This is a genomic window from Ancylothrix sp. D3o (genome assembly GCF_025370775.1).
Taxonomy (GTDB): domain Bacteria; phylum Cyanobacteriota; class Cyanobacteriia; order Cyanobacteriales; family Oscillatoriaceae; genus Ancylothrix.
Genome location: NZ_JAMXEX010000031.1, coordinates 1 through 23,960, shown reverse-complemented (window position 1 = coordinate 23,960; position 23,960 = coordinate 1). Strand labels below are relative to the sequence as shown.

18 protein-coding genes are annotated in these 23,960 nt (G+C 42.8%); 6 read left to right on the top strand and 12 right to left on the bottom strand.

Going from position 1 to position 23,960, the window contains the following annotated elements:
* Nucleotides 1-247 precede the first annotated feature (247 nt).
* The gene (locus NG798_RS24350; protein WP_261226311.1) at nucleotides 248-442 is read left to right on the top strand and encodes a hypothetical protein; all 195 of its coding nucleotides are present in this window, start codon (nucleotides 248-250) and stop codon (nucleotides 440-442) included.
* A gap of 150 nt (nucleotides 443-592) precedes the next feature.
* Nucleotides 593-790, top strand: coding sequence for a hypothetical protein (locus tag NG798_RS24345; protein ID WP_261226310.1), 198 nt, complete (start codon nucleotides 593-595; stop codon nucleotides 788-790).
* A 77-nt stretch (nucleotides 791-867) separates the two neighbouring features.
* On the opposite strand, the gene NG798_RS24340 is transcribed toward NG798_RS24345, so the two are convergent.
* The 10 genes from NG798_RS24340 to hsdR all read right to left on the bottom strand — a co-directional run bounded on the left by NG798_RS24340 (nucleotide 868) and on the right by hsdR (nucleotide 18,754).
* On the bottom strand, nucleotides 868-6,798 hold the full coding sequence (locus tag NG798_RS24340; protein ID WP_261226309.1) for a hypothetical protein: 5,931 nt from the start codon (nucleotides 6,796-6,798) through the stop codon (nucleotides 868-870).
* A gap of 4 nt (nucleotides 6,799-6,802) precedes the next feature.
* Complete coding sequence (locus NG798_RS24335; RefSeq protein WP_261226314.1) at nucleotides 6,803-8,182, bottom strand: ATP-binding protein; 1,380 nt, start codon at nucleotides 8,180-8,182, stop codon at nucleotides 6,803-6,805.
* A gap of 282 nt (nucleotides 8,183-8,464) precedes the next feature.
* The gene (locus NG798_RS24330; protein ID WP_261226308.1) at nucleotides 8,465-8,770 is read right to left on the bottom strand and encodes a hypothetical protein; all 306 of its coding nucleotides are present in this window, start codon (nucleotides 8,768-8,770) and stop codon (nucleotides 8,465-8,467) included.
* Nucleotides 8,771-8,773: 3 nt separating this feature from the next.
* A complete protein-coding gene (locus NG798_RS24325) occupies nucleotides 8,774-8,944 on the bottom strand; it encodes a hypothetical protein (RefSeq protein WP_261226307.1) in 171 nt (56 codons plus the stop codon).
* A 240-nt stretch (nucleotides 8,945-9,184) separates the two neighbouring features.
* Nucleotides 9,185-10,282 carry a HigA family addiction module antitoxin gene (locus tag NG798_RS24320; protein ID WP_261226306.1) on the bottom strand — a complete coding sequence of 366 codons (1,098 nt, stop codon included), beginning with the start codon at nucleotides 10,280-10,282 and terminating at the stop codon, nucleotides 9,185-9,187.
* Nucleotides 10,275-10,610: a hypothetical protein gene (locus NG798_RS24315; protein ID WP_261226305.1), complete on the bottom strand. Its 336-nt coding sequence runs from the start codon at nucleotides 10,608-10,610 to the stop codon at nucleotides 10,275-10,277. Before NG798_RS24315 ends, NG798_RS24320 begins: the two co-directional genes overlap by 8 nt.
* Before the next feature lie 574 nt (nucleotides 10,611-11,184).
* A complete protein-coding gene (locus tag NG798_RS24310) occupies nucleotides 11,185-12,711 on the bottom strand; it encodes a restriction endonuclease subunit S (protein ID WP_261226304.1) in 1,527 nt (508 codons plus the stop codon).
* Nucleotides 12,711-14,144: a type I restriction-modification system subunit M gene (locus NG798_RS24305; protein WP_261226303.1), complete on the bottom strand. Its 1,434-nt coding sequence runs from the start codon at nucleotides 14,142-14,144 to the stop codon at nucleotides 12,711-12,713. Before NG798_RS24305 ends, NG798_RS24310 begins: the two co-directional genes overlap by 1 nt.
* Nucleotides 14,145-14,422: 278 nt before the next feature.
* Nucleotides 14,423-15,262 carry a DUF3800 domain-containing protein gene (locus tag NG798_RS24300; RefSeq protein ID WP_261226302.1) on the bottom strand — a complete coding sequence of 280 codons (840 nt, stop codon included), beginning with the start codon at nucleotides 15,260-15,262 and terminating at the stop codon, nucleotides 14,423-14,425.
* Nucleotides 15,263-15,397: 135 nt separating this feature from the next.
* Nucleotides 15,398-18,754 carry a type I restriction-modification system endonuclease gene (gene hsdR, locus NG798_RS24295; protein WP_261226301.1) on the bottom strand — a complete coding sequence of 1,119 codons (3,357 nt, stop codon included), beginning with the start codon at nucleotides 18,752-18,754 and terminating at the stop codon, nucleotides 15,398-15,400.
* A 25-nt stretch (nucleotides 18,755-18,779) separates the two neighbouring features.
* On the opposite strand from hsdR, the gene NG798_RS24290 reads away from it, so the two are divergent.
* Nucleotides 18,780-18,890 (top strand): DUF3387 domain-containing protein, encoded by a 111-nt coding sequence (locus NG798_RS24290; protein WP_261226300.1) that lies wholly within the window; start codon nucleotides 18,780-18,782, stop codon nucleotides 18,888-18,890.
* Nucleotides 18,891-18,989: 99 nt separating this feature from the next.
* On the opposite strand, the gene NG798_RS24285 is transcribed toward NG798_RS24290, so the two are convergent.
* Nucleotides 18,990-19,484: a hypothetical protein gene (locus NG798_RS24285; protein WP_261226299.1), complete on the bottom strand. Its 495-nt coding sequence runs from the start codon at nucleotides 19,482-19,484 to the stop codon at nucleotides 18,990-18,992.
* A 192-nt stretch (nucleotides 19,485-19,676) separates the two neighbouring features.
* The gene (locus tag NG798_RS24280; RefSeq protein WP_261226298.1) at nucleotides 19,677-20,099 is read right to left on the bottom strand and encodes a hypothetical protein; all 423 of its coding nucleotides are present in this window, start codon (nucleotides 20,097-20,099) and stop codon (nucleotides 19,677-19,679) included.
* Between the two features lie 396 nt (nucleotides 20,100-20,495).
* On the opposite strand from NG798_RS24280, the gene NG798_RS24275 reads away from it, so the two are divergent.
* The 3 genes from NG798_RS24275 to NG798_RS24265 form a co-directional block, all read left to right on the top strand.
* The gene (locus NG798_RS24275; protein WP_261226297.1) at nucleotides 20,496-22,433 is read left to right on the top strand and encodes a hypothetical protein; all 1,938 of its coding nucleotides are present in this window, start codon (nucleotides 20,496-20,498) and stop codon (nucleotides 22,431-22,433) included.
* 78 nt (nucleotides 22,434-22,511) lie between these two features.
* Entirely contained in the window at nucleotides 22,512-23,132 is a 621-nt protein-coding gene (locus tag NG798_RS24270; RefSeq protein ID WP_261226296.1) for a DUF4262 domain-containing protein, read from the top strand.
* A gap of 136 nt (nucleotides 23,133-23,268) precedes the next feature.
* A partial coding sequence (locus NG798_RS24265) for a DUF5895 domain-containing protein (RefSeq protein WP_261226295.1) occupies nucleotides 23,269-23,960 on the top strand: 692 nt, incomplete at its 3' end.

Sequence of the window (23,960 nt, the reverse complement as noted above, 5' to 3'; positions counted from 1 at the left end):
AAAATACTTGGAAATACACTCTACAAGGTACTGGAAAGCCTATTCTAACGTCACTTTTGGTTAAGACCACTGGAGTCTTCCAAAATGGCTGAAACGCCTCAACTACGTTGCCGGAGTACCAGAATAGTGGATGGCAGAATAAGGGTTTCAGGTTATCCCGAACTGAGGTTAAGTAAGTATAGAGGTAAAGTCAAGGAGAATGTTGCCATCCCGCCCCTCTCTTCTGAAACCGTGCGTGCGATTATTCATGGGATACTGCTGGAAATGCCTTAGTTGGTTAATTTATTTGACACACCGGCCCCAAAGCGGAGTTTACGCCACCGCAGAAATTACCGAACAGCCAAAGATTTTGGATAAGCAACTGGATATCGACTATTGGCTGGAGAAAAGCCGGTTGGGTACTAAACCTCAAGCAATCATTAGCTTACCAAAAATATGTTAAACACTCCCTTATTGGAGAGCTTATCTGTGATTTGCCGGCCAAACGCGACTAACTATAAAGTTTCCCCCAAGAATGACAGCAGATCCATGAAGTAATTCATTCAGCCATTTAATATTTAATCACTATTCAAAACTTTACACACAACCTTCGGTGTCACCAACCTCCCCGACATCACAGACTTCAACGGCATCCCTGCTCTCCCATAGCAGAAATGAATGGTCGGCTACTCAAGTAAGCGTAGATCAGCGGGTGAATATTGGGATGTTAGTGGAGTTGATGGAGTTTCACGCATTTGTAGAACCGTCAGTCAAAATCATTGCAAATTGGAAGGTCTTCAGGACACTTTAGGAGAGCCAAATTCACCAACTCAAGAGCCAACTACAAACCCCCCCGCGATTCACTGGCCTATCTGGATGTAAGAAAGCCTATGAATTTTTCAGCTTTTTGTTTGCTTGGTGCTCTGGCTGTAATACTCTCACGTCATCACAAAGATTTTTATCCCTTTTTTCTACTTTGGAGTTATTTGCTAAATAATCTCTTGCTATACTACAGGCTCGCTGTAGGGCTTCATCTAAATCTAAAAAATTCCAAGCATACCCTTTATCGTTTTTGATATCAGCGATAGCTTTTCCATCCGGACTAAAACTTACATTACTTGATTCAGAGTTAGGGGTAAAGTGAGCAATATCTTTAGACCAAAAGGCATTAGGGAAATATAAGCTGATAGGAGAACCTGCCAAAGCAAGGACACTACCATCAGGACTAAAGTTCAAGCTGTTATAGTTATTATTGGATTCATAGGTTAGTGGAGTCTTTACTGACTTACTCTGCTTAATGTCCCAAAAATTAATATTGCCAGCACTAGCAAAATAAATTCTTCCTCCATCGGGGCTAAATATTACTTGATCGACACTATCATTGACTTTATGTGGCGATATAGGTTTTACTTCTTGTCCAGCATCGTTCCAAACTCTTACACTTTTATCGCTGCTTGCTGAAGCCAGTTGCTTTGAAGATTTGGGATTAAAACTAACTCTATTAACCTTATCTTTATGCTCTTCTAAAATTTTTATAACCTCTCCCTTGCTATCCCATAATCTTATTTTTTTATCATCACTAGCAGAGGCAATATTCTGACCATTTGGGCTAAAAGAAACACTGTTTATCCAATCCTCATGGCCTTTTAAAGTGGCCAGCAGCATTCCATCACTAATATTCCAAAGCTTCAAAGAATCGTCTTTGCTGACATAAGTAATTGTATTTGTATCACTACTAATATCAAAACTGTTTGTACCATTATGATGACCTTTAATAGTTTTAATTTCTTTACCATCCCTCGTCCAAATTTTTATAGAATAAGTATTTCTGTGGTGCTTCCTATAAGACCTGCCAAAAGCAATAATAAATTTCCCATCAGGGCTAAAACTTACCTTTTCTATATTGTCAAGCAAGCGACCTAGCTTATCATTTATTAGTTTGCCTTCCTTATCCCAAAGTAAGACATTTTTATCAGAACTAGCCGAAGCAATTATTTGACCGTCAGGGCTAATACTAACACTGGTGACTCCAGCCGTGTGTTCGCGTAAAGTTCGGTAGGAATTTTTTTCAAATTGACCTGTTTTCAAGTCGCGTTTCCACAATCTCACTGTACCGTCATCACTACCACTAACAATTGTTTGACCGTTAGCACTAAAACTCAAGTTTTTGACTGTATCTTTATGACCCGTAAGACTATTAATAAAATTTCCTTTATAATCCCAAAGCTTTATTGCACCACCATAGTGAGTAGAAGCAATAAAATTACCGCCAGGACTGACGTAAACTTGAAACAAGCCATATTCATCAATAGGATTGCTCAGCAGAAGTGTACCATTACTTCTCCAAAGTCGAATTTGACTGTTACCAAATGCTGCTGAAATAGAAACAAGTATTTCGCTATCTTTACTAAAATTAGCATATTTAATGGGGTCGGGATGACCTTCTAACATCTTAATTAGTGTTCCATCGCTATTCCAAAGTTTTAATATATTATCATCCCCAATTGTAGCAATTAATTGGCTGTCTGGGCTAAACACTACTTTTTCTACTGATTGAGAATGCCCGAACAAACTTTTTATAAATTCGCCCTTCTTATTCCAAAGTTTCAATGTCTTGCCCTCCCCAAAAGTAACAATTTTCTGACTATCTGGGCTAAAAGTAACTATAGGAGTCTTATTTAGTCCATACTGAGTTAAATTTTTAATTAAAGTTCCGTTTCGCTTCCATAGTTTAACCGTGTTGTCGATTCCGACAGTGGCAATAAATTGACCGTTAGGACTGAGTTTGATACTTGTAATGCTACCAATTTTATCTTTCCAAGTAATCTCTTTCCCTTCATAAGTCCCTAGCTTTATAATATCATCAGGACTAGCTGTAATAATAGACTGATGATCTGGGCTAAAACTCAAAACTGACGAATTTCCCTCGATAGTTCTAATAAAAGTACCATCACGATGCCAGAGTGAGACTGTATTATCTCCTTTGCTGGTTGCTATTAGTTGACCGTTGGGACTGAAGAGTGCTTTTTTATATAATGATAATTCCTCTTCATAATAATAAGAAATTTTCTGCTTGGTAAGATCCCAAAGTTTGACGGTCTGATCCTTACTAGCTGTTGCTAATATTTTACTGTCTGGGCTTAAACTAATGTCTGTAATACTATCACTATGAGCAATTTTGTTTTCTCTATACTCTCCACATTGACCGTCAATTATAGCATTAAAATTTACCTCTTTTCCACCAGCATTTCCTGGCATTCTCTCAATAGAAAAGAAATGACGATTATTAGGAGGTGAAGCTATGCTAGAAACATTTCTACGGATTCCGCACAATGAGCCAGCGCTCTTGAATAGGTTTCCATTAAGTTGATATAATTTATACGTTCCATCCTTATTCCCAAAAATAAGAGATTGACCATCATCTTTAAAATCCATGTTAAGAGTACCATAGTTATTAATCTTACTATCTATTTCTTCGCCTTTAATATTCCAAAGCTTTACTATCTCATTTTTACCGGCAGCCGCAATCATTTTACTATCTGGGCTAAAACGGACAACTGCTACTATTTCAGGATGAGTAAGAGGTTTTATAAGTTTACCTGTACGAGTCCACAATTTTACCTCTCTATGTTCACTAGCTGAGGCAATTGTTTGCCCATCCGGGCTAATATCTACGCTTGTGATACTTGCTTTATGAAGCTTTAACTCTTTAAAAAAAACAAATTTTTCCCCTTTTAAAATCCAAATCCTTACTCTTTTATCCTTGCTGCCGGTAACTACTGTTTTACCATCCTTACTAAAAGCAATGCTGGTAATGGTTCCTCTATGTCCTTCTAATTTAGAAATTTCTCGGCCATCTATACCCCAAATTATAGCTGTTTTATCTTTGCTGGCAGTTGCTATCATTTTTCCATCATGGCTAAAAACAACTTTCGTAATAGCCCCGTTATGCCCTTCTAAACGATTTAGCTCTTGTTCATTGGCAACGGCTTGGTTTAATTCACTTAAAGCTAATACTTTAGTCTCCTTAATAACTCCTATTGGCAGTTTTTTCAACTCCTTACCAAGCTTAATAGCTGATATTAATCGCTCCAAGCCTGCATTATTTTTTGAAGATAAACTTAAGCTTGCTAGGTAAGTATTGATTCCCACTAAGGTAGCTATAGTCGCAACAGTACCAACAATCACTAATAGCCCTACCAACGTAGCGGTTGCCCGACGTGCAGCTTTTAATTGCTGTTTTTGTACTTCAATTAACTTTTCTTGTGTCAGTTTACGCTGTTCTCTTTCTTTCTCTAATTCAGCAATAAAGGGATTAAATTGGGAATTACGAATAAAAGAAACTAAATAATCGTGAACTAATTGGTAGCGATCTGCTGGAGTCGAAGGTAGTCTTAAAACTAACCCGGACTTCACTAATATTTCTAGCACTAAATCTAAAGTAGATGCTTTTACTTTAACCTCTAATTCCAAAACATCGGAAGTTTTTTGAGGGCGGGTATTGTTTTCGTCTGTTAGTAAGTACAAAATTAATTTAGCAACATCTTGATTTTCAGGGCCACAATCGAGGACGGCTGCTTGTAAAAAACGCTCAACAATTGCTTTTTTTGGCCCGCTTTTCTGATATTGGGCTAGAGTTGTAATCTTCTCCGCTTGCAATTGAGATCCTACAACCTGTAATTCTATGGGCCGCACTTCTCCTAATTCGCTTGCTAATTCTTCAATTAACGCATCTATTAATTCAGGCTGAAGATAAAATTGAGCTCGTTCCGTCAAACTAACAATAATAGTTTTAGCATCAGATCGGGAAAAGTTGCCTAAGTAATAAAGAATATTTTTATTAAGAATATCTCGGTCAATAATTTCAAGGGTTGCACTACGGTTCGCTTCTAATAAGTAATGCAAGTAGTCTTCCCGAAGAGATAGGATAATTTTGATATAAGGAATGTCAATAACTTGGCTCAAAAATAGATAAAATTCTTGCCTGACTTCGGGATCTTTGTAAACAAAGAAAAATTCCTCAAATTGGTCAAAAATTAAGACCGTTACTAACCGGCAATTTTCATTTTCACGAAGCCTTTGAATAATCGCTGCGGGAGTGTCTAACTGAGGTGTTACAACTACAGCTTTTGCTTCCAGTAGCCCCTGTGCTAACTTATAGCCAAATTCTTGCACCCAATTAGCGTAGACCTGCACCAACACAGGCATTGCATCCCAGCCATCAAAAGAAGTCAACTTGAGCGCTGGAACAAGCGCTGCTTGGACGATGGAACTTTTACCAACTCCTGACTGACCGTGCAGCACCGTAAGCTTGCAGTCGGGTCTGCCGATGCGTTCAATTAAGCGATTCACATCTTGCTGACGCCCCGATGCTGCGACAATTTCCTCAACAGCACCAGCGATTTGTTCACGGTTGTCTAAGTCAAGATTTAGCGTTTCAGGGGCCGGTGGTTGCAAGCGCGCCGCCCCAATAAATGCCCGCAATCTATACTTCGTTTCAAGTTCTTGTTGTTCTAGTTTGAGTTCAAAAGCTTTTAGATATTCGTGGCTTTCTTTGTATAAAGTTTGCAACTCTTCCAAAATTTGAATGTAAATATGTAGAGAATTTTTTTGAGGGCGAATTTGTTTAGCCTGTTCTAAAGTTCTGAATGCTTCTGCTTTTTGACCTAGATTCCATTGTGATTTCCCTAGCAATAATAAATGTAAGATTTTTTCATCAGTTGGTGCTGCGGCTTTTTCTAAAACAGCCAATCCGAATGTCACAAGATCATGGACTTGTTGCCATTCGCCTTTATGTACTGCCGCTTGCGCTAAAAAAGCGTAATCTTGAGCTAATAAATTAAGAAACCCCATCTTCAAATGAACTTTTAAACCTGTTTCCGCCAAAGCTTGCAATTCTTCCCAAGCCTTTAACTCTTGCAGAATTTCCCCCAATTGGCTTATACATTCAGCTATTCGGTTCTCTTGGTTCGCCTGTTTAAAACAATCAAGGGCTTGGTAAAAAACGGCCCGCGCTTGTTGCCAGTAAGATTCATTTTCTGCTCGGTGCAGTTCTGCTTTAAGGTTGTAAGCCATCCCTATTTTCATGCAGACAATTCCTTGGCATTCAAGTTGACCGTTTTGCTGCCAAACTGTCAAGCTTTTTTGATAGTGTTTGAGGGCTGCATCAATGTGCTTATTTTGAAACTCAATTGTGCCGCGAATAATTTCCCAACAAGCTTGTAATTCTGGATCTAAGTGTTCGCCTAACAGTGGTAAATCTTTTTCAATTGCCTCAATTTCACACCCAGCTAATTTAAAATTTGTTTCACCATTGAACGCTTGTTCAGCTTTTTGTAACAAGAACTCCCGCAAGTCTTCAGGTGAAACTTCAAAGTGAATAGGTGGGCCGGCCCAAGTGTTGAGATCATTCGCCAAACGCCCAAGTTTGGATAGCACCCCATCCGTTACCCAGATCACCACTGGAAATGGAAAATCACGCCGGAAGCGATCACGAGAACGGTTTGCCGCAGTCAGCACGTCATTTAGGGAAACAACTGCTTCTAAGCCAAAAACGATGAGTGCTTGTGGTGAGTCCTCCTGAATAGCATTTACGAGGGAGTCATAAAGGCTTTTGGTAGATGTCGGTAAAAAAATATCTTTCACTTTTATTGCCAACTGTTGCTCTAGGAGGTTCCGTACTTTTTCTCTCAAACTAGAGTAGTTACAGCGTATAAAAATCAAAGAAAAGTTTCCTTGACTCATTGTGAGCGTTCGCCCTAAAGTTTTGAGCGATCGCTGGTTCTCTGTTGATAGATTTTGGTTGTTTAATTCAGTCATCGTTTTAACTGTTTTGCTGCTGCCAAAGTTTAAATTTCTCTGTTTCTGCTAAAAGTGGGTTAATGCCAAACCACTTTCCTTTGTTATCACAATATTCAAAGACAAACAAACTTCGTAACAAAGCTTGATATTCTCCATCTCCTCTTACTTGCTGGTCTCTTGCTACTTGAAAAATCAATTCCCATTCTTGATTATCCACTGACAAAGACAGCCGATCTCGATTTTCTCGAATTGCTGTTTCAAGAACAGTTTTTGTAATTGGCGGATCTTCTTCTTGCAAGCAGCGGTGGAGTATCCCTAGCAACTCCCTTGCGTGGCCACCACTAGCGCAACATAGTCGGTTTAAAGTTTCTGGGGTATCAAAAACTTCTGTAATAAGTTTTAAGCGTTCAATTTCTGGAAGTTCTGGAAATGCTCTTGCCATCACCATTTGGCGCAATAATGCCATCCCTTCCCTGTGTTCAGAACCATCTCTGTACTGCACCGGCACCATTGGTAAAACTTTGGGGTTAATACCTCCGCCTAAACGATTTTTTAAAGTTTCGCCATCATTAGAAAAAATGAGTGCAAGGGGGATTGTATAAACTAAATGGCATTTCAGTTTACGCAACTGTTCGCCTCGGTCAATAAACAGATATTCGGGTAACATCTTTCCTGATGCAGTTCGTCGATTTTCCACTCGATCTAGGTTGTCAATAATCACGACTAACCCTTTTTTCCCGCGTTGTTTAAGCAAATTAGTTGCTTCTTTTAAAATTTCATCATTAAGCAACTGCAAAATTTTATTTGTTTGCGGCTCTAAATGTTGTCGCAGTTTGCGCCGCAAATCAGGACTATCTTTAGTTTTAGCAGTTATTTTTGCTAGGTCTCCCAAAAGAGAAAACTCTAAATTTCCTTCTGTACTTCCCTTGATTTTATTACCAAAAATTTGGCCTTCAACCGAAACTTCTACAGGAGTTTGCAAGATTTCCCACATTGATGATAGAAAGGCTTTAAAACCTTGAGGGTTCAATCCAATCTGGCTTGATTGTAAGCTGGCGAGAACCTGACGAGCAATTGCCAACATAATGTCAGTAACGTCGAGATCTGTTTCGTCTAAATCTTCTGTAGATTCAAAGTAAACAGTGTGAAACCCTTCTTCTTCTAATTCAGTTTTTAGCCGCGATAGTTCAGTAGATTTACCGCAACCTATATGTCCAGTAAATAGTTGACAGGTGGGTTGGTTAGGGGTGAGGCGGGTAATTGTTCGTTTGAGGGCTTCGATGATTTTCCCTCCCCGCACGCTTGCAAAATCAATATAGTAGGGTTTGTCTTCAGGGTTACTCAGTACAAGGGTGGAACTGGGGTTACAGGAGTTGAAAAACCTTTGTAAATCCATAAATATCTTTTTTACTTGATAATGGGCTACCAACTGCAAGGAAAAGTGGTACTAGACAGAGAGCCATGCCCCCAATTTGTGGCTTTAGATACTCTGTTGAGTCGCTGGAAAATCTAGTGCTAGGCGTTTTTTTACATATCTGTTTCTAGTTTTGCTATTTTAGCCTACCTTCAGCACGCACTTAGAACAGCTATAAAAACTTTTTTGATTTATCCGCTGTTGCTGCGATCTACCATTTGTTTTGTGCTGACGATAGTGTTAAATATCTAGTGTTTCCAAGCAAAGTGGTTATAGAAGCGCACTTATGCAAGCTCGATGTTGGTAGCTCTTTCGTAGATGGAGATTCGCTTGCCACTGTGCATTGTCACTGCGCTTTATGCGATAGTTGAGCTTATGGTCGAGTTTAGTATTGAGCGAGTTCCACCGACCCCTAGATGTAATAAAGTCTGTTAATCTGTGAGCGCTGGGGGATGTCGAGGCGTCGGTGAGCCTGCCTGAGCCGGAGGATGTTGAGGGGCCGGTGGAACTCGCTCGTGTCGGCGAATATTCTCTCGTGCCGGTGGATATTGAGGTGCCGGTGTCACCCTCGTCCATGTTTTATCTCATGGCTATGGACGCCGGCACAGACAAAATGTAGATTACCGGCACCCCAGGCAAATACCGGCACACAACTAAAACATGGGCAAACTCCCCATAACCACCGGCATTCATCCGCATTTCCCTAGGCAAATGCACACCCCCGGCCTCCAAATTGGCAGTATGCAGCAAACTACAATCTGCTTGTCAGGTTAACACCATTTGTCCGACCGACACCAAGCTAATAAACAGAATCCCCATAACCATTGGTACAAAACTACCAGATAAAATCTTCATAACCACTTTCTTCCCACATCACCCAACCTTTAAAATTAAATCAGTGAGAGATATGGGAGGTTCTCAAGCTAAAGTTTGTAGGGACTGTTGTTCTGTTTTTAAAGATGGCATAAGTCAACCTCCCATAAATATTTTTTATGCCCATTCCAATCGGCACTTCAGTTCATTACAGTGGGTTACTGGTAAAACTCCATCATGCTGAAGTCTACCCACCACAATCCCCGGTGCAATACCAATTTGGGCAGCAAACTCCCTGATACCGTCTTTACTCCTTTTTTGGCTGGAATTAAGGAATCGTTGCCACTCATTGGGGGGTATTAGTATATTAGCCGCGAATGTATTTGCCTCTTGTTCCTTGTCTTGTCTGTGGGCATCCTCAGCAGCATTATCCTCTAGGAACACATCCCGCTTGCCATGCAACAGAATATGGCCAGCTTCGTGAAAGAAAGAGAACCACAGATGGTCATCAGTTTTGTAGCGTAAACTCAGTTGAATTAACGCTTTATTAGGATTTAACCAGCGCGTTGCACCACAAATCCGTGTCTTGGGGAGTTGCGGCACAAACACCACAGCTACCCCAACTTCAGCACACAACCGCACCACTTCCGGCTGGAAAATCTCCGGTGCTTTTACAGTCAAAGCACGAACTTGTTGCAGTGTCTCTTTAAATCTGTTGGCATCATAGCCAGCACAGTCAATCTCAGCCGCTTCCACTTCTCCCCGACGCAGCCAAGCCGCCACCGCACCGGGGTCACTTTGAAAAGCTGGAGATTTGCGAAAATCTACTGAAGTATTACACCATACCTCCTCCCACCGTTCAGGGGAGGCGACGGCGAAAAAATTTAGCACTTCTCGCAGTTGCTCAACCTTATCTTCACAGCACCTAATCCATTCAAACTCAATCATGGGTTTAACAGGAATTCGTTTGAGCCAATCTACTTGCGATGCCAAACGCTGTTGTTCTTCTGCCCTTGCCAAAGCTTCCCGATAAAGTCGTTCCCGGTTGTTCCAAAAACTAGCCGGAACACCCAACACCCGCTCTAATTGCAATGCAGTTTCAGGGGTAATCGCTGCTTTACCTTTAATAATTTCACTAATGGTTTTTTTTGGCCTACCCATGCGTTCCGCCAGTTCGGCTTGGGTCATTTCTCTTTCTTCTAAAATCTCTTCAAGTGTCTCGCCTGGGGGGGAAACGTAATCTGGTTTGTACTGATTTTGGATAGCATTACTCATGGGTATTCTCCACGCCGATAATCCTAACGGCAGTAACTTTAGTCCAGTCGATTCCACCGTCTGGTTTAGTTGGAATTGGCTCATTTGCTGGCTCAAATATCAGCCGATAGGGATGATCTAAATCCAGCGATAATTGACCTGCACGGTCGTGCCGCAATTCGTGGCAGCGTCCCGAAACATTTCGCATATCTTCAAGTACGTTAACTGCGCGTAAATCGTCTAGCCTCCTCCGAATACGTTTCGCTCTGTCTTTTCCATAGTTTTTTTCTAAAAGCCGCTGGTTGGTGCACTCTTTTTCAAATTTGCTGTTGTTAAATACAATATCCATTATACTAGCTTTTACTAATATTGTTAACCCTAGGGGTTAAAAACATTTTATGCTATTGGGCCTGTAATAATAAAAAAAAATCCATATTTAGTACATTTGCTCTAGTAAAAAACAAAAAAACGCTAAATATGGATTACGTTAAAGCCAAGATTTTTTTTAGCCCAGAGGAGCTTCTTCCACTATGGAAAATAGCTCATCTATTGATTAGCGCAGCGCCTGAGAACTCAACTACCTTTCGGCCATTACCTGTAATAAAGGCTTTTCAGCCTCATCCTTTCCCATTCGGTTGCCATTCGTAGTTGGTCGTCCGTACAGGATGTAGAGATAGCGATGGATACTCAAAGCCCGGTGGATCTCAAAAGGCCGGTGGGTGCAAGAAGGGGGTGAATCCAGTAGATCGGGTTCACGCGATGACCCAGCCCAATGTTGAGGTGCCGATGGATGCAAGAAGGTTGGCGGATGTTCAGGGGACGGCCAGGGAAATCGTTAGAATTTAGGCTAACCACTCCATAAAGATCGCTTAGTCTAAATTTCAGTAACAAAAGTTATATCAAGAAAAACTCAGACACCGGCACTATTCTAATGGAAACTCTAGCTGAGTGGCTTCTACCTCGTGCTCTTGCGCTTTCTTGCTACCCCGCCCACCCTTTTTACCTGTGGACTTTTTAGCGGTTTTGGCTTCGGCTTCTCGTTTCTGCCGGCCTGCCCGAATTCGTTCTAATAGGACGGATGCCGGCTCATCGTTGGGGTCTTGGGGAACCAGTTCGCCTCGGAAGGCTTTGGCGAGGATGGATTGATTGAGTTGGTCGAGGTAGGCTTGCGCTTCTTGGTATTGTTGTTCGATTTTGTCAGCAGTTCCGAATAAGGATTGAATGCGCCGAACGATTTCTTGTTGTTCAGCAGCAGGGATAAGCGGTACTTTAATTCTACGAAGACCTGAAAGAGTTACAGTCAGTTGAGCTGTTCCTGTTGCAACTTTAGTAGCTTGTGTGAAAACAAACTCAGATTTTAGAGCATACAACAGACAGCCACTACTAAGTAAGCGGATTGGTTTTAATAAGGCAATATGTCTTTGAAAACAGAATCTATTCTCAGTATTAACTAACACAGGAATCCCATAAGACCCAACAACTGAATAGATAATGTCGCCTTTTTCTGGTTTTCTATGCGTCTGAATTGACTGATAATAATCTTCAGGCACATAGCGAGTATTATTAAAATCTAGCTGCCCTTGACTAATATTAGAAATAACTAAAAACGGAATTCCCTTATCTGCTTTCGGAGGAGATTGATGATCGCCATCAGTAATGGTTTGACAAATATCGGACAAACTTACCCAGAGCCATTCATCTGGTAGTTCAAATGGGTCGGGAAGAGCATTGTCAACTCTTTTTTTAGTTTTGCCCTTAGAAGTTCCTTCTTGAATTCGCTTCAAAAGTTCTGATGCAGGTTCAACATCAGGGTTTTTCTCTCGCCAATCAGCGGTGAGGTCGCCACGGAAAGCGGCGGCGAGGACTGATTGACGGAACTGGTCTAAGAGGGTGGGAATCGCCTCAAGTTCCTCCTTCACCCGCTGGCTCCGAGCCTTCAACGCCTCAATCTTGGCAACTATGCGGCGTTGTTCGTTGAGAGGTGGGAGGGGACAGGGATATTCTTTAAGAACAGTTTGACTAATATTTGGTTGTGCTCCACCTTGTCCAATACTCCTTAAGTGTTCACGACGATTTAAAAGATAATAAAATACATAGGGAATAATTTCAGTCGTAAGGCTTTTTGAAACTAAAGCGGCACAAGCTTGATTTGTTGCAGCGGATTCCTTTAGAATTCCAAGCTTTCCAATCGTCGCACCGTACATTGCCACAATTAAGCTATTTTTTGGAAAAACTTTAGCTGAACTATTGGCCAAACCTTCCCAAGTAATATTTTCGTCAATTTCTTCAATTAAACCATCAGGTAAATTTCCTGTCTTAATCCAAGGAATATCGCCTCCATAGTATTCAGAATGGGAGCGCGAAGGTGTACCACCACTCGACCATTCGCCTAACTGACCAAGAGTTGTAAGAACCCAACCGTCAGGAAGATTAGTATTTTCATTGAACATTAAATGATTTCCTCATTCTCCAACAATCCAGACAGCGCCTCCATCTCCTCCATCGCCGTCTGCAACCTCAGCATAATCTCAGCCGCGATCGCATCCGGTTCCGGCAAACCATCTCCCGACTGCAAACTCTCATCCCTTAACCAGGAAATATCGAGATTATTCCCCCGCTTGGCAATCTCCTCACGAGTAAAACAGCGCCAGCGCCCCGTTTCCCCTTGGTCAACACGCGGACTCTTCCCATTCGGGTCATCCCCATACGCCAACTCAAACTCATTAAAATGCTCCCGCGTCAGGGGTATCCGCTTCCCGAAACTGGGCATATTCGTCCGCAGGTCATACACCCACACTTCCTTAGTATTGCCCTTCTCCGTCGTCCCCCGCTGGAAAAACAGCACGTTCGTCTTGACCCCTTGGGCGTAGAAAATCCCCGTAGGTAGCCGCAAAATCGTATGCAGGTTGCACTTATCCATCAAGTCAGCGCGGACATTGCGCCCCTGCCCATCCTCAAACAATACATTATCCGGTAACACCACCGCCGCCCGTCCTTCCGGTAGCAGACTGCGATAAACGTGCTGCAAAAATACCAACTGCTTGTTCGAGGTGGGAAAGGTAAAATCATCCCGCGTCGGACTGCCACCCCCTTTCTTCGTACCAAAAGGCGGATTCGTCAAAATCACCTTAGCCTTCGCCAACCGCTGCCCATCCGGTGAGAGAGTATCCCCCAACGTCACCTCCCCCTCAATCCCGTGCAGTATCATATTCATCAACAACAAGCGGTGGGCATCCTGCACCAACTCCATGCCATAAAACGCCTGCTGCCGTTGAAACACCTGGTCAGCTTCCGACAGGGTAAACAAATCATCCGTGTGCTGTTTAATATAGCGGTCAGCCGCAATCAAAAAGCCCCCCGTTCCCGCCGCTGGGTCTTGGATTAGTTCCCCCGCTTGCGGTTTAATCAAGGACACCATGCAGTCAATCAGCGGACGCGGCGTAAAATACTGCCCTGCCCCGGACTTCTTCTCACTGGCATTCTTCTCTAATAGCCCCTCATAGAGGTCGCCTAACCCTTCCTCCTTGGCAGAGTACCAGTCCAACTTATCAATACTTTCGACCAGCTTACTTAAAATACGCGGTTGTTTCAGCGCCGTTTGAGCATTAGCAAAAATCGCCTGCACCCGTAGCGATGAGGCTTTAGAACCCAATTCCAGCAGCAGAGAGCGATAGAATGTCAATTGTTCTATCCCCTCTTTCGCCGTCAAATCTGCCCAGCGCATCCCTTGGGGCAATTGGTCTTCCACCCCCGTCTCCTGCGCCATCTTGAGAAACAGCAGGTAAGTCAGTTCGGTGACGTATTGCAGGTAGGTGATGCCGTCATCCCGCAGGACGTGGCACAGGCTCCAGAGTTTTTGGACAATATCGGTCGTTGCGTTCACAAGTAGCAGCTTAGTTGTTCCAGGTCTAAAAGAATATCAACCCTAGTACATCATGCCATATTGTAGATACACGACGTATTAGAGAGCTATAATTATTAAAGTGCTTCCACTGTATTGTCTGCTATCGTTTGAGGCACTTATTCAACTTATTCGAGATTAAAAGTCGATTTTTGAATTTTGATCATTTAAGTAAGAATAGTCTATAATAAAACCGGGCATAGCCTAGGGGTGGTCGTATGACCGCCGCAAAAAAACCGCTTTCGCGGTTTTTGTTGTTTTTAGACGTTATCAAAACAGTAGTATTTTATTCCTACTTCTTCAATTTGATTAGGAAGAAGGCAATTATCAACAATTCGATTGGATTGATTGAGAGCAGAAAAAGCAAGATTAGGTTGCTCATTTTTGCTATTTGCTGTAGGATACAGGCATAAATCGGCTATTTGAAGTATGGCGTTATTCTTTGTTTTTCCTTCTATACCTCGTAGAAGTTGAGAAAGCTGACTAGCACCAAGAGGCGAATATTTACTTGATGTGCTTTGATCAAATGGATGTCCTTGTGAACGCAAATCATTAAAGTAAGAGGTAATTAGCTTGTCTTCATTCTTTCCTGCTTTTTCAAAATAAACCATCACGCTACCATTTTGAGTAGCTGCATACTTAGCAGCACGTTCTATCACTATTGAAAAAGCGCTTCTCATCATTTCCCAAGTTCCCTGGCCATATTTAGTTAGGTATCGATTTATATAACCTTGGCGTGAAGTAACGCAGGCATGAACAGTAATAGGACAACTAACAATTGTCGTTGTCAGGTCACCCATGAATTTCGCGTATTCGTCTTGAGGGAGTTTACCTAACCAAGCAAAATTCTTTTTCTTTGAACGTATCTCGCTACCATGCAGTGGGGTATCTTGATCAATTTGTGGACTCCAACGTGCCTTAAAATCTGAAACAGCTTGTTCTATTACAAGTTCGTCTTTTCTTTCAACTAAAACACCCCCAACAGCGAAATAAGGAGCTTGATCTTTAGGATTAGGTTTAGGGCTTCCGCTTTCATCGAGGAATAAGGCAAATTCTTTTTTAATCGACTGTTGACTGTTTCCTAATTCCAGAGCAGCCATCGATGATGTGGGTTGTAAGTTAGTAATTATATTGTTAACTCCTTATATTAATTGTTCCAACAGGTTGCTTGAAATGTGAAGTCTAATTTCTTTATACAGCTTTTGTACATTTCCTATGATCAACTTGCTTATCCTTTAACTGACATTTTCCCAAATATTATTATTAACTTGTCGCAAAACTTCTTCTAGCTGTCCATCAAAGGTTTTATTCAACCTCACAAACCCGCCCCCTTGAGTCTTAAATTCCCCCTTATCTAAAGCTTCTTTGTCTACAATCGTTTCCACCTTTAACTGCTTGCCAATTCGCTCCAACCATTTACGCTGCGGAACATTCCAAGGTTGACTAGCTAACATCTTAGCGATCGCCTTATCTACCCGTTGCTCGTATGGCACCAACGCATCCCCCAACGCCGCCTGCCGGATAAACCCGATAATCGAAGCAGCAATGTCCTCATTTGTCATCTCCCGCCACGCCACTTGCAGGTTAGTTTCCGAGAACCCCGCCGCATCCAACAACAGACGCAGTTCCTTAAGTTGCGCCCTCGTCAAGTCGCGGGGTCGCTGAGTCACCACCAGCAGCGCCGGAATCTTATTCAAATTCTCCCGCAAAAAGGCACTAAAGCTATCCAAATAATCCTGCGGTCGTTCGGCATCCCCATACCCTCGTTCTACACTCCTCAACACATCCTGATGGCGAGAGATAAGGACAGTTTTCATCCCGCCATCGCGTCGGTCTAACATTTGGGCAATCTCTCTCCTCTCCCGCAACCACTGCGCCGCCTCACTGGGGCTAGATTCGCGTAAATAGCTTACCATGCCCTCAACAGGCATTCCCGCCAGCGTTTCAATCGCCTCTTTGCTGTCATCCGAGAGTGATCGCTTTTTGCGCTGCAACTTCGCTAATAGCTCATCAATAATACTTGCGATCGCTGCCGAATCTTGCACCGTCCCCAACTCATCAATCAACTGGCTAAAAGAAAAATCGGGCTTATTGACCACAGGCTTCATTTCGGACACCTTTGAGATGGCGGTATAGATATCTACCGCATCAAACACCCGAAACACCTCTTTACCAATCTCATCACACAGGCGAGTCGCCCGCCCTAACATCTGTTCGTAAAGTATCCGGGAATTCACCCGCCGCATAAACACCACGTTGCAGATTTCTGGGACATCAATCCCCGTCGTCAACAAATCTACCGTCACCGCAATCTTGGGATTGACCTCATTTTTAAAGCGACGAATTAACTGCAACGGCTTATCTGCATTCCCTGTAATCTTCAGCACCGCGTCATCCTCGACGCTACCATACTGTTTTTCTAAAGCCTTTTTCAATTGGTCTACAACAATATCGGCATGATCGGTATTAACGCAGAAAATCAGCGTTTTTCCAGGTAACGCGGGGTCAATATTTTCAGCCAAATACTCACAAACCACTCGGTTAAATTCTTCTGTAACCACCCGCTTATTAAACTGCTCAACATCAATGCGGACAGTATCTGGTGCGTGAACTAAATCTAGCTGCCCTGTTTTGGGGTCAAAAAACTCCATCTGGTCGCCTGGGTTCCAGACAATACCATCTTCAGAAAGGGCAGTCCTAATCCGATACGGTGGTTCGTGGTCAATCAACCAGCCATCAATCACCGCTTCCCGATAGCTGTAGGTATAAACAGGTTCTCCAAAGATTTGCGTTGTGTGCAGCGCTGGAGTTGCTGTCAGACCAATCTTCACCGCATCGAAGTAATCCAGCACCCGTCGATACTTAGAGATGTACTCGTTAAAGTCCCGAAACGTTAATTCTGTTTCGCTCAACTCTTGGTCGAGCAAATACCCCCGATGGCACTCATCCACCACAATGCAGTCATACTGGTCAACGGTTAGGATAGTCGTTTCATCTGAGGGATAAAGCAGCCGTTTGACAAAGCTTTGGACAGTAGCGATATGAACTTTAGTATCGCTGTCAATGTCCCGCTCTCCCAATTCCTTAATCTCAAAAATATCGGAAAATGTCTGAAGACTCTCCATCCGAGTATCTTTAAACGCATTCGCAGCCTGTTCCCCCAGTGCCGTGCGGTCTACCAAAAACAGCACCCGACGAAAGCGCTTAGTCTTCAACAGCCGATAAACCAGGGCAATGCAGGTTTTGGTTTTTCCCGTCCCCGTCGCCATCGCCACCAAGAGTTGCCGCTGATCCGAGGCAAGTGCTGCCTCAACCTTCTGAATTGCCTTTTTCTGATACTCCCGCAGCGTGAAGTTGTAGTTAAACTCTTCTTGAGCCAGCTTCCGATGCGCTTCCTCAATGTTTTGTTCGAGTAAATCGAGCAACCCTTGGGGAGAATACCAACTTTGTAAAGGACGGCGCAAGTTTTCAGGACGGCGCAAGTCACAAAACCAAATCCCGCTTTTCGTCCGCAGTTGCTCTAAAAACTCCCTGCCATTCGTCGCAAACACAAACGGCACTTTAAACTCACCCCAAGAACTGCCATCTGGTAAAGTTTCGTTCCCCTTGATTTGATAGCCCCGACTGTAACGCTTCGCCTGGTCAATTGCACCGGAAACGTCTGTACTCCTGCGCTTGGCTTCCACAACCGCCACAACTTGCAATCCCACAAACAACGCATAATCAGCACGTCCATCGGCTGTGGGATATTCTGCGATCGCTAAGTTTCTCCCCTTTTGAGGACGGGTGCCGTTAGCATAGGTAAGTTCCTCTGAGTCTACCTCCCAACCCCCTGCCCTCAACTGATTATCAATTAAGCGCCGCGTCTCTGCCTCATCCAGAACAACTTCCTTCTCCGCCTGCTGTGCTTGGCTAATGGTTTTTTGTAGAACTTCAGGGGGCTGACTAACAGCACTCGCTTGCAGTTGAGTCAGACGGTTTAAGGCTTCTTTGGCTTCTGCTTCAGCGTCTTGCAGCAACTGTTCGGCTAACTGTCTCAGTTCGGCTTCCTCTGCTGCTTTCGCTAACGCCATTTCCACAGCCGAACGGCTTTCGTTGGCTTCCTGCCGCAGCCGTTCTAACTCCTGCTTGAGTGCCTCGGTTTCCCTCACGGGGTCAGGTGGTGGAATAAACGCCCCAGCTTTAAAGTTCGTATCCCTACCAAAACTCTTGTGAAACCAGATACCCAGTTCCCTGGCCAACTTTAAGTTACTTAATGCTGCGCGATGGTCGCCCGATAGGGCGTGGTTGGCATCATTTCCCGCTCGGCGTAACTCGTGGAAGAATTGGTTAATCTGACCAGGAAGAAAGCCCTTATCCCGTAAGCGGTTAAGTAACTCAATTTGGGATTCGTCGGTGTCACTCTTGTAAAGACCAGCATTGGCGGCGACCAACTGCCCCAAGACTTCCCCAAACTGACGCAGTTTCATCAAACAGGTTACTGGGTCAGTGGCAAAGTATTGCTCTGCCAGCGTCCCTAAGCTTACTAACAGTGGTTCGTGAACCTTTAGGAAAGCAAAGTTGGGTGAATTGAGCGTGTTATCCTGTGACATTACTTAGTCTCTGTAAATGAAAGTTATGGTAAAACGTTTACTGCGTCAATATGGTTATCCCCCAGATATGCAGGCATTGGCGACTGAGTTAGTTTTAGAACAAGCAAAAGTATTCACCGAGTTTGTGGTTAATTAAAACATTTTTTTTGCTAATAGTTATAAATTTAAAGGTATTAAATAATAATTTGTAGAGGTTGCTACTCCATTTTTTTATTAAAGTTTTGATTTTTCAACATTAGCACTGATTACAAAGCTCCTTCGTTGTTAAATTAAACGCTTGTGCTACAGCTTTTATCTCTTCTTCTGTTGGTGGTTGCCCCGCAGCTAATTGTTCTGCTCTTACAGAAGACAAAACACCTTTATCTACTAAATCTAACCGATGGTTGTTGATAGTAGTAGTAAATTTAGATAATGAAAAGTTAGATAAATCGCTGCTTTCAGCCCCTACTAAAGTAATATCTTTCACGGGTTTCTCTTTATCTTCTAGCCATTCTGTTAATGCTTTTTTAATAGCTGAAATTACATTTTTTTCTCGACCTGCCTGTAGTAATAATCTTTCTCTAAAATTATTTTCCATAAGAAACTGCCTGAGTTCTAAAGCCTCAAAAAGCAATATCCTAGTCATGGATGAAAGAGTCCTTGCCTCTGATTCAGCCATTTCGTGTACGACTTCTTTATTATCGCCAAGATCCACTGTAGCTCGTGCCCGTATCGTCTCCTCTTTTTTCATGTTTATCTGTTTTTCCTCCTCATTTATGAACTATGGCCTTGATTGAAAAGATAAGTAAATTTTATTTTAACATATTCATCCAGTGTCTCCACTAACCACTTATGTTACATTATATTTATAAGAGTAAACAAAAAAATATGCTTTGATTTGTAAAAATTTTATCATCTGTATTAGCACCCTTACTCTTTAGGACTAACGTTGATTGCAAAGCTCCTTTATTGTTAAATTGAATGCTCGTGCTACCGCTTCTATCTCTTCTTCTATTGGGGGATGTCCCGCAGCTAATTGTTCTGCTCTTAGAGAAGACAAAATGCCTTTTTCTACTAACTCTAGGCGATTATTTTTGATAAAGATAGCAAATGGAGATAGTAAAAAATTAGATAAATCGCTGTTGGGGCTACCGACTAATTGAAGATTTATAATAGATTTTTCTTTCTCTTGTAGCCATTCAGTCAATGCTATTTTTATAGCAAAAATAACATTTTTTTCTTGGCCTGCTTGCAGCAATAATCTTTCTCTAAAATTATTTTGCCTAAGAAAATGCCTGATTTGCCAAGCTTCATCAAGTAGAATTTTAGTCATAGCTGAAAGAGTCCTAGATTCGGATTCAGCCATTTCTTCTATCCGGGCTTTATGAATACCAAGATTTACATTTAGTCGTTCAACTCTTTTCCTCATTTTTACCTGATTTTTTTCCTCTTATAAATGATTTTGTTTGTCGGCATACTAAGTAAAGTTTATTAAAACTTAGCATCTATTGTCACCTATTGTCACCCACTAGCTCCATCTTGAGCTTTAGGAAAGGAGGTTATTGTTGCTAATTGTTAAGAAAAATAACAAATGGGGTACAACCAGCGGCCAAATACTGAATGTAGTGATATCTTAGTTGGTGAGATAGGTCTGAATACAGACACATCAGTAATGGCCCAAAAAACAAGAACCGCCTCCTCTTTAACTTAGCTGGTTACTTGGAGACGGTTCTATAGATGGGCCTCAATAAAGAGGTGAAATATGATCTTAACAGACACCAACAACAGCAGCATCCCAGTTTTCAGCTTTGCTTTTCCTAATGGAACACCTAAAGCCCTTATCACAGAAGCATTAGAGAGTTTACCGTTGTTGACGCAGCTTCTCTTAACCAACCTAAACGTCCTCGAACTGAATGTTATCGACACCCTACTGGATCTAAAGGAGAAGCTGGGTAATAAGCTGTTCAGCAAGTTTCTCCAGTCCCAATATCCCCTGACTGCCAAGGAAATCACTCAAAAGCTGGGGATGGCGGAACTCAAACAGAACCTTGAAAACGCCGGCCTCCTCAACCCCACAATACTAGATTTATTACTTCAGATTGGTACAGAAGGGTGTGCAGCATTAGCCAAGGGTTCTGCGGAATTAGCAGTCACACTTATCAATCAGGTTTTTAAGGTGGCCGGTGTGACAATCCCCACCCTGCGAGCATTGGTCAAACGGGAAAATAAAGGATTTAACCCCTTCCCCACCGCAGAAGAAATCGCCATCTACCAACCGGCCACCCTTGTTACCATCACCAAAAAGGGCAAGTTCAAGAACCTCGTTGCCGAGGTCATCGAGACACCGGATATTTTCGGACGGGTTCAAGTGAGGCTGGTTAAGACTAACGCTAAAAAGACTTTCTTCTTGTGGGAAATTGAGCTACACCAGTTAATCACGCCTGATGTGGAAGAGGAAGTGCCACCGGCCTTCATACCCCCAATTATCAACCAGTTTGTCCTGCAAGACAGAGACGGCGAATATGGCTGTCTTTCCGATAACGATATGGCGAACATCAGAGAAGAAGCAGAAAGCTGTGCTTTACAGGATGCGGATGAAGACACCGGCACACTAGCAATCAAATGGAAACATCTGTTAGAAACGGTTGAGCGGTATAATCTGGTGCCTGTGGAAAGCGTTTTGGAAATACAAACCAATGTTACACCGGCCCCACCATCTCAGAAGCTATTAAAACAGATTGCATGGGCAAGGGACAGGGTGGCTGGCCTACAAAGACAGATTGATGAGTGTGCGGGTTTAGGATGGAAATCGGAAGAAAAGATGAAGCAGGAGCGGTTACACGCCCAACTGCATCTGGATAAAGCTCTGAAGGTTTTGTGTAGTGGACAGCCGATTGAGGCGCCGGTTGATGAACCGACCTCCGAAATTATTGTCCAACTAGAAAGCGAACGCGATAGTTTACTCAATGAGATTGAGCAACTCAAGAACCAACTCTCTCATTTAGATACGCCGGCACCGACGGATGGAATAGGGCCGATGGATCTCCCAGGTTCGGGGGATGCAATAGGGCCGGTGGATGTTGAGGGGCCGGTAGATCATTTACAAGAACCGGCCCGCGAAATTATCACCAAACTGGAAAGCGAGCGCAATAATTTACTTGAAGAAATTAATTCACTTCATGCCCGGTTACAAACAAACTCAATCAGTAAACCCAGCATTACTGAGTATCAATTTGAGCCGGTGAGTAAGGTAGAGGATTTTCAGGTTGGAGATTGCATTCGTATCAACGCTCCAGATGAGGGCTTACAATTTGGGGACATTGTAGTTGAAGTTACCGAGTTCGGGGCAATTAAAACTCAATGGTTTGGGGCTCTCGGCAACAGTGATTTTAAATTAGGCTGGAAGTTTGAGAAAGTCCTTCATCCCCTGCAACATTTAACCGTCCTTCCACCACCACAACCAGTGAGTGAGGAATGGAAAAAATTGGATGGGCCACTGTATGAAATTCTGGAAATGGTAGATACTCGAGGTGGTGTCAGATTGGAGCCGGTGAAGGGTTGCAAAATCTTACAACACCCGACGTCATCAGATCAGTGGTATCGGTTCTTAACGCCCAGCGGCCAGAAATTATCAAAGCTTTCAATTGATGGTGAATGGGTGAAAGAACAATCCCTCACTGACTGCGAATTGGATTTCTAAATCACTAGACCAACAAACTAACTCTCAGCTTTAGACCCCATCTAAAGCTCTGATTTCCTATACCCAAAAATCAAAATTATGGCTAACAAAAGCAACATTTTTTACCTGAGAATTGCAGCCGGTAACTATGAATATGCCACCGATATTCTGGCTGACTACATGAGGACTGCCGGTTATACCGCAGCCCTAGATTTAGTTGAAAGTATCCAGAAACATCCAGCCTTTTCTGTCCGCAGTCAGTACGAGAAAACAATTGGCGCCGGTGTTTTCTTAAAAGCTCAACTTCAATTAAATCCACCAATTCTCCAGAAAATAGCCAATAACGTATTAAGCCGGGGTTATCACTTAATCAACGTATTAGGCGATTCTCGGAAAGAGCAACCAACTGTTACCTATAGCGTTGGTTTGTTCCATAGTTTCTGCCATCCAGAGATAGTGATGTTTGGTGTGCCACGAGAATTATCAAACGTCGTACTCGATACCTTAATAAAGACCTGGGTGATTGAGCAGAAGCAAGGTTTCATGGCCGGTGAAACTTACAGGGGTTTAACCAACAGGCCGGCAGAATTCACCATTATTCCTCAAAACTTAGTAGACAGCCATCTCACCGGCTGCCGTTGGTTTTATTCAAACTCTGAATTCCCAGTATTGGAATGTATTTGGGGAACCCAACCAGCAAAACTACCAAAGGTTTCTTAGACCAAATCATTATGCCGAGAGCACCACCGCCAATAGAACCGCTACGCGGCTGGAACAGGAAGGTTCCAACATTTAAACCTTCCCCCAGGAATCCATGAAGACCATAGAACATCCATCAACAAAGAGAGCAAAGAAAATGACCAAAACCACACAGGATAATCAAGCAATTCAAGGTAATCAAGTAATTCAAGGTAATCAAGCAATCCAAGGTAATCAAGCAATCCAAGGTAATCAGACAAACCAATTGTTACCGAGCGATCAACTAAATGAAGTTGTAACCGGCACCGAATTTGATGAATTCTGTAGTCCAGATTTCATCGACCCGAATGGCCGGCTACCACGCATTCAGGCAGTCCGAGGAGAAGACCCCAAACAATTCGGTTATTTTGTACCAATCGCTGAAATGGCAAAAGCCGGTTGGTCTGATTTCGATGAATCTCAAATCACCGAATACACCTTTCAATCAGGAGTAAATGAAAAGGGATTATTGCTACAAAATCCTCGGATGCTCGTCTGTCCAAAATCACCAGTATTAGCCGTAGATCGGCTGCAAACAAAGGAAACCCAAAGTACGGTGATTCTTGGGGAATACCGACACTACAAAGGTCAGGAGAATGTAACAAATGTTCAGTTTTTCCAGATTTTCCTGCTCAATGAGAAAAACGAGCCACTCCACCAAATCCCGCTAATCTACAAAGCAAAAGGGACAAACCAGGCATCATTCTCAGTAAACTGGCAACAATTTTGTACCGATTTTAACACCTGCTTCTCAATAGCTAACCAACACCTGGGAGTATCGCCTAAACCAAAGAATAATATGTTTAACTC

Excerpts from the sequence above, each read along its gene's own strand:
- NG798_RS24350 (WP_261226311.1), top strand. The coding sequence starts at position 248 with ATGGGATACTGCTGGAAATGCCTTAGTTGGTTAATTTATTTGACACAC.
- NG798_RS24340 (WP_261226309.1), bottom strand. The coding sequence starts at position 6,798 with ATGACTGAATTAAACAACCAAAATCTATCAACAGAGAACCAGCGATCG.
- NG798_RS24330 (WP_261226308.1), bottom strand. The coding sequence starts at position 8,770 with ATGGACGAGGGTGACACCGGCACCTCAATATCCACCGGCACGAGAGAA.
- NG798_RS24320 (WP_261226306.1), bottom strand. The coding sequence starts at position 10,282 with ATGAGTAATGCTATCCAAAATCAGTACAAACCAGATTACGTTTCCCCC.
- NG798_RS24315 (WP_261226305.1), bottom strand. The coding sequence starts at position 10,610 with ATGGATATTGTATTTAACAACAGCAAATTTGAAAAAGAGTGCACCAAC.
- NG798_RS24310 (WP_261226304.1), bottom strand. The coding sequence starts at position 12,711 with ATGTTCAATGAAAATACTAATCTTCCTGACGGTTGGGTTCTTACAACT.
- NG798_RS24300 (WP_261226302.1), bottom strand. The coding sequence starts at position 15,262 with ATGGCTGCTCTGGAATTAGGAAACAGTCAACAGTCGATTAAAAAAGAA.
- hsdR (WP_261226301.1), bottom strand. The coding sequence starts at position 18,754 with ATGTCACAGGATAACACGCTCAATTCACCCAACTTTGCTTTCCTAAAG.
- NG798_RS24290 (WP_261226300.1), top strand. The coding sequence starts at position 18,780 with ATGGTAAAACGTTTACTGCGTCAATATGGTTATCCCCCAGATATGCAG.
- NG798_RS24285 (WP_261226299.1), bottom strand. The coding sequence starts at position 19,484 with ATGAAAAAAGAGGAGACGATACGGGCACGAGCTACAGTGGATCTTGGC.
- NG798_RS24280 (WP_261226298.1), bottom strand. The coding sequence starts at position 20,099 with ATGGCTGAATCCGAATCTAGGACTCTTTCAGCTATGACTAAAATTCTA.
- NG798_RS24275 (WP_261226297.1), top strand. The coding sequence starts at position 20,496 with ATGATCTTAACAGACACCAACAACAGCAGCATCCCAGTTTTCAGCTTT.
- NG798_RS24270 (WP_261226296.1), top strand. The coding sequence starts at position 22,512 with ATGGCTAACAAAAGCAACATTTTTTACCTGAGAATTGCAGCCGGTAAC.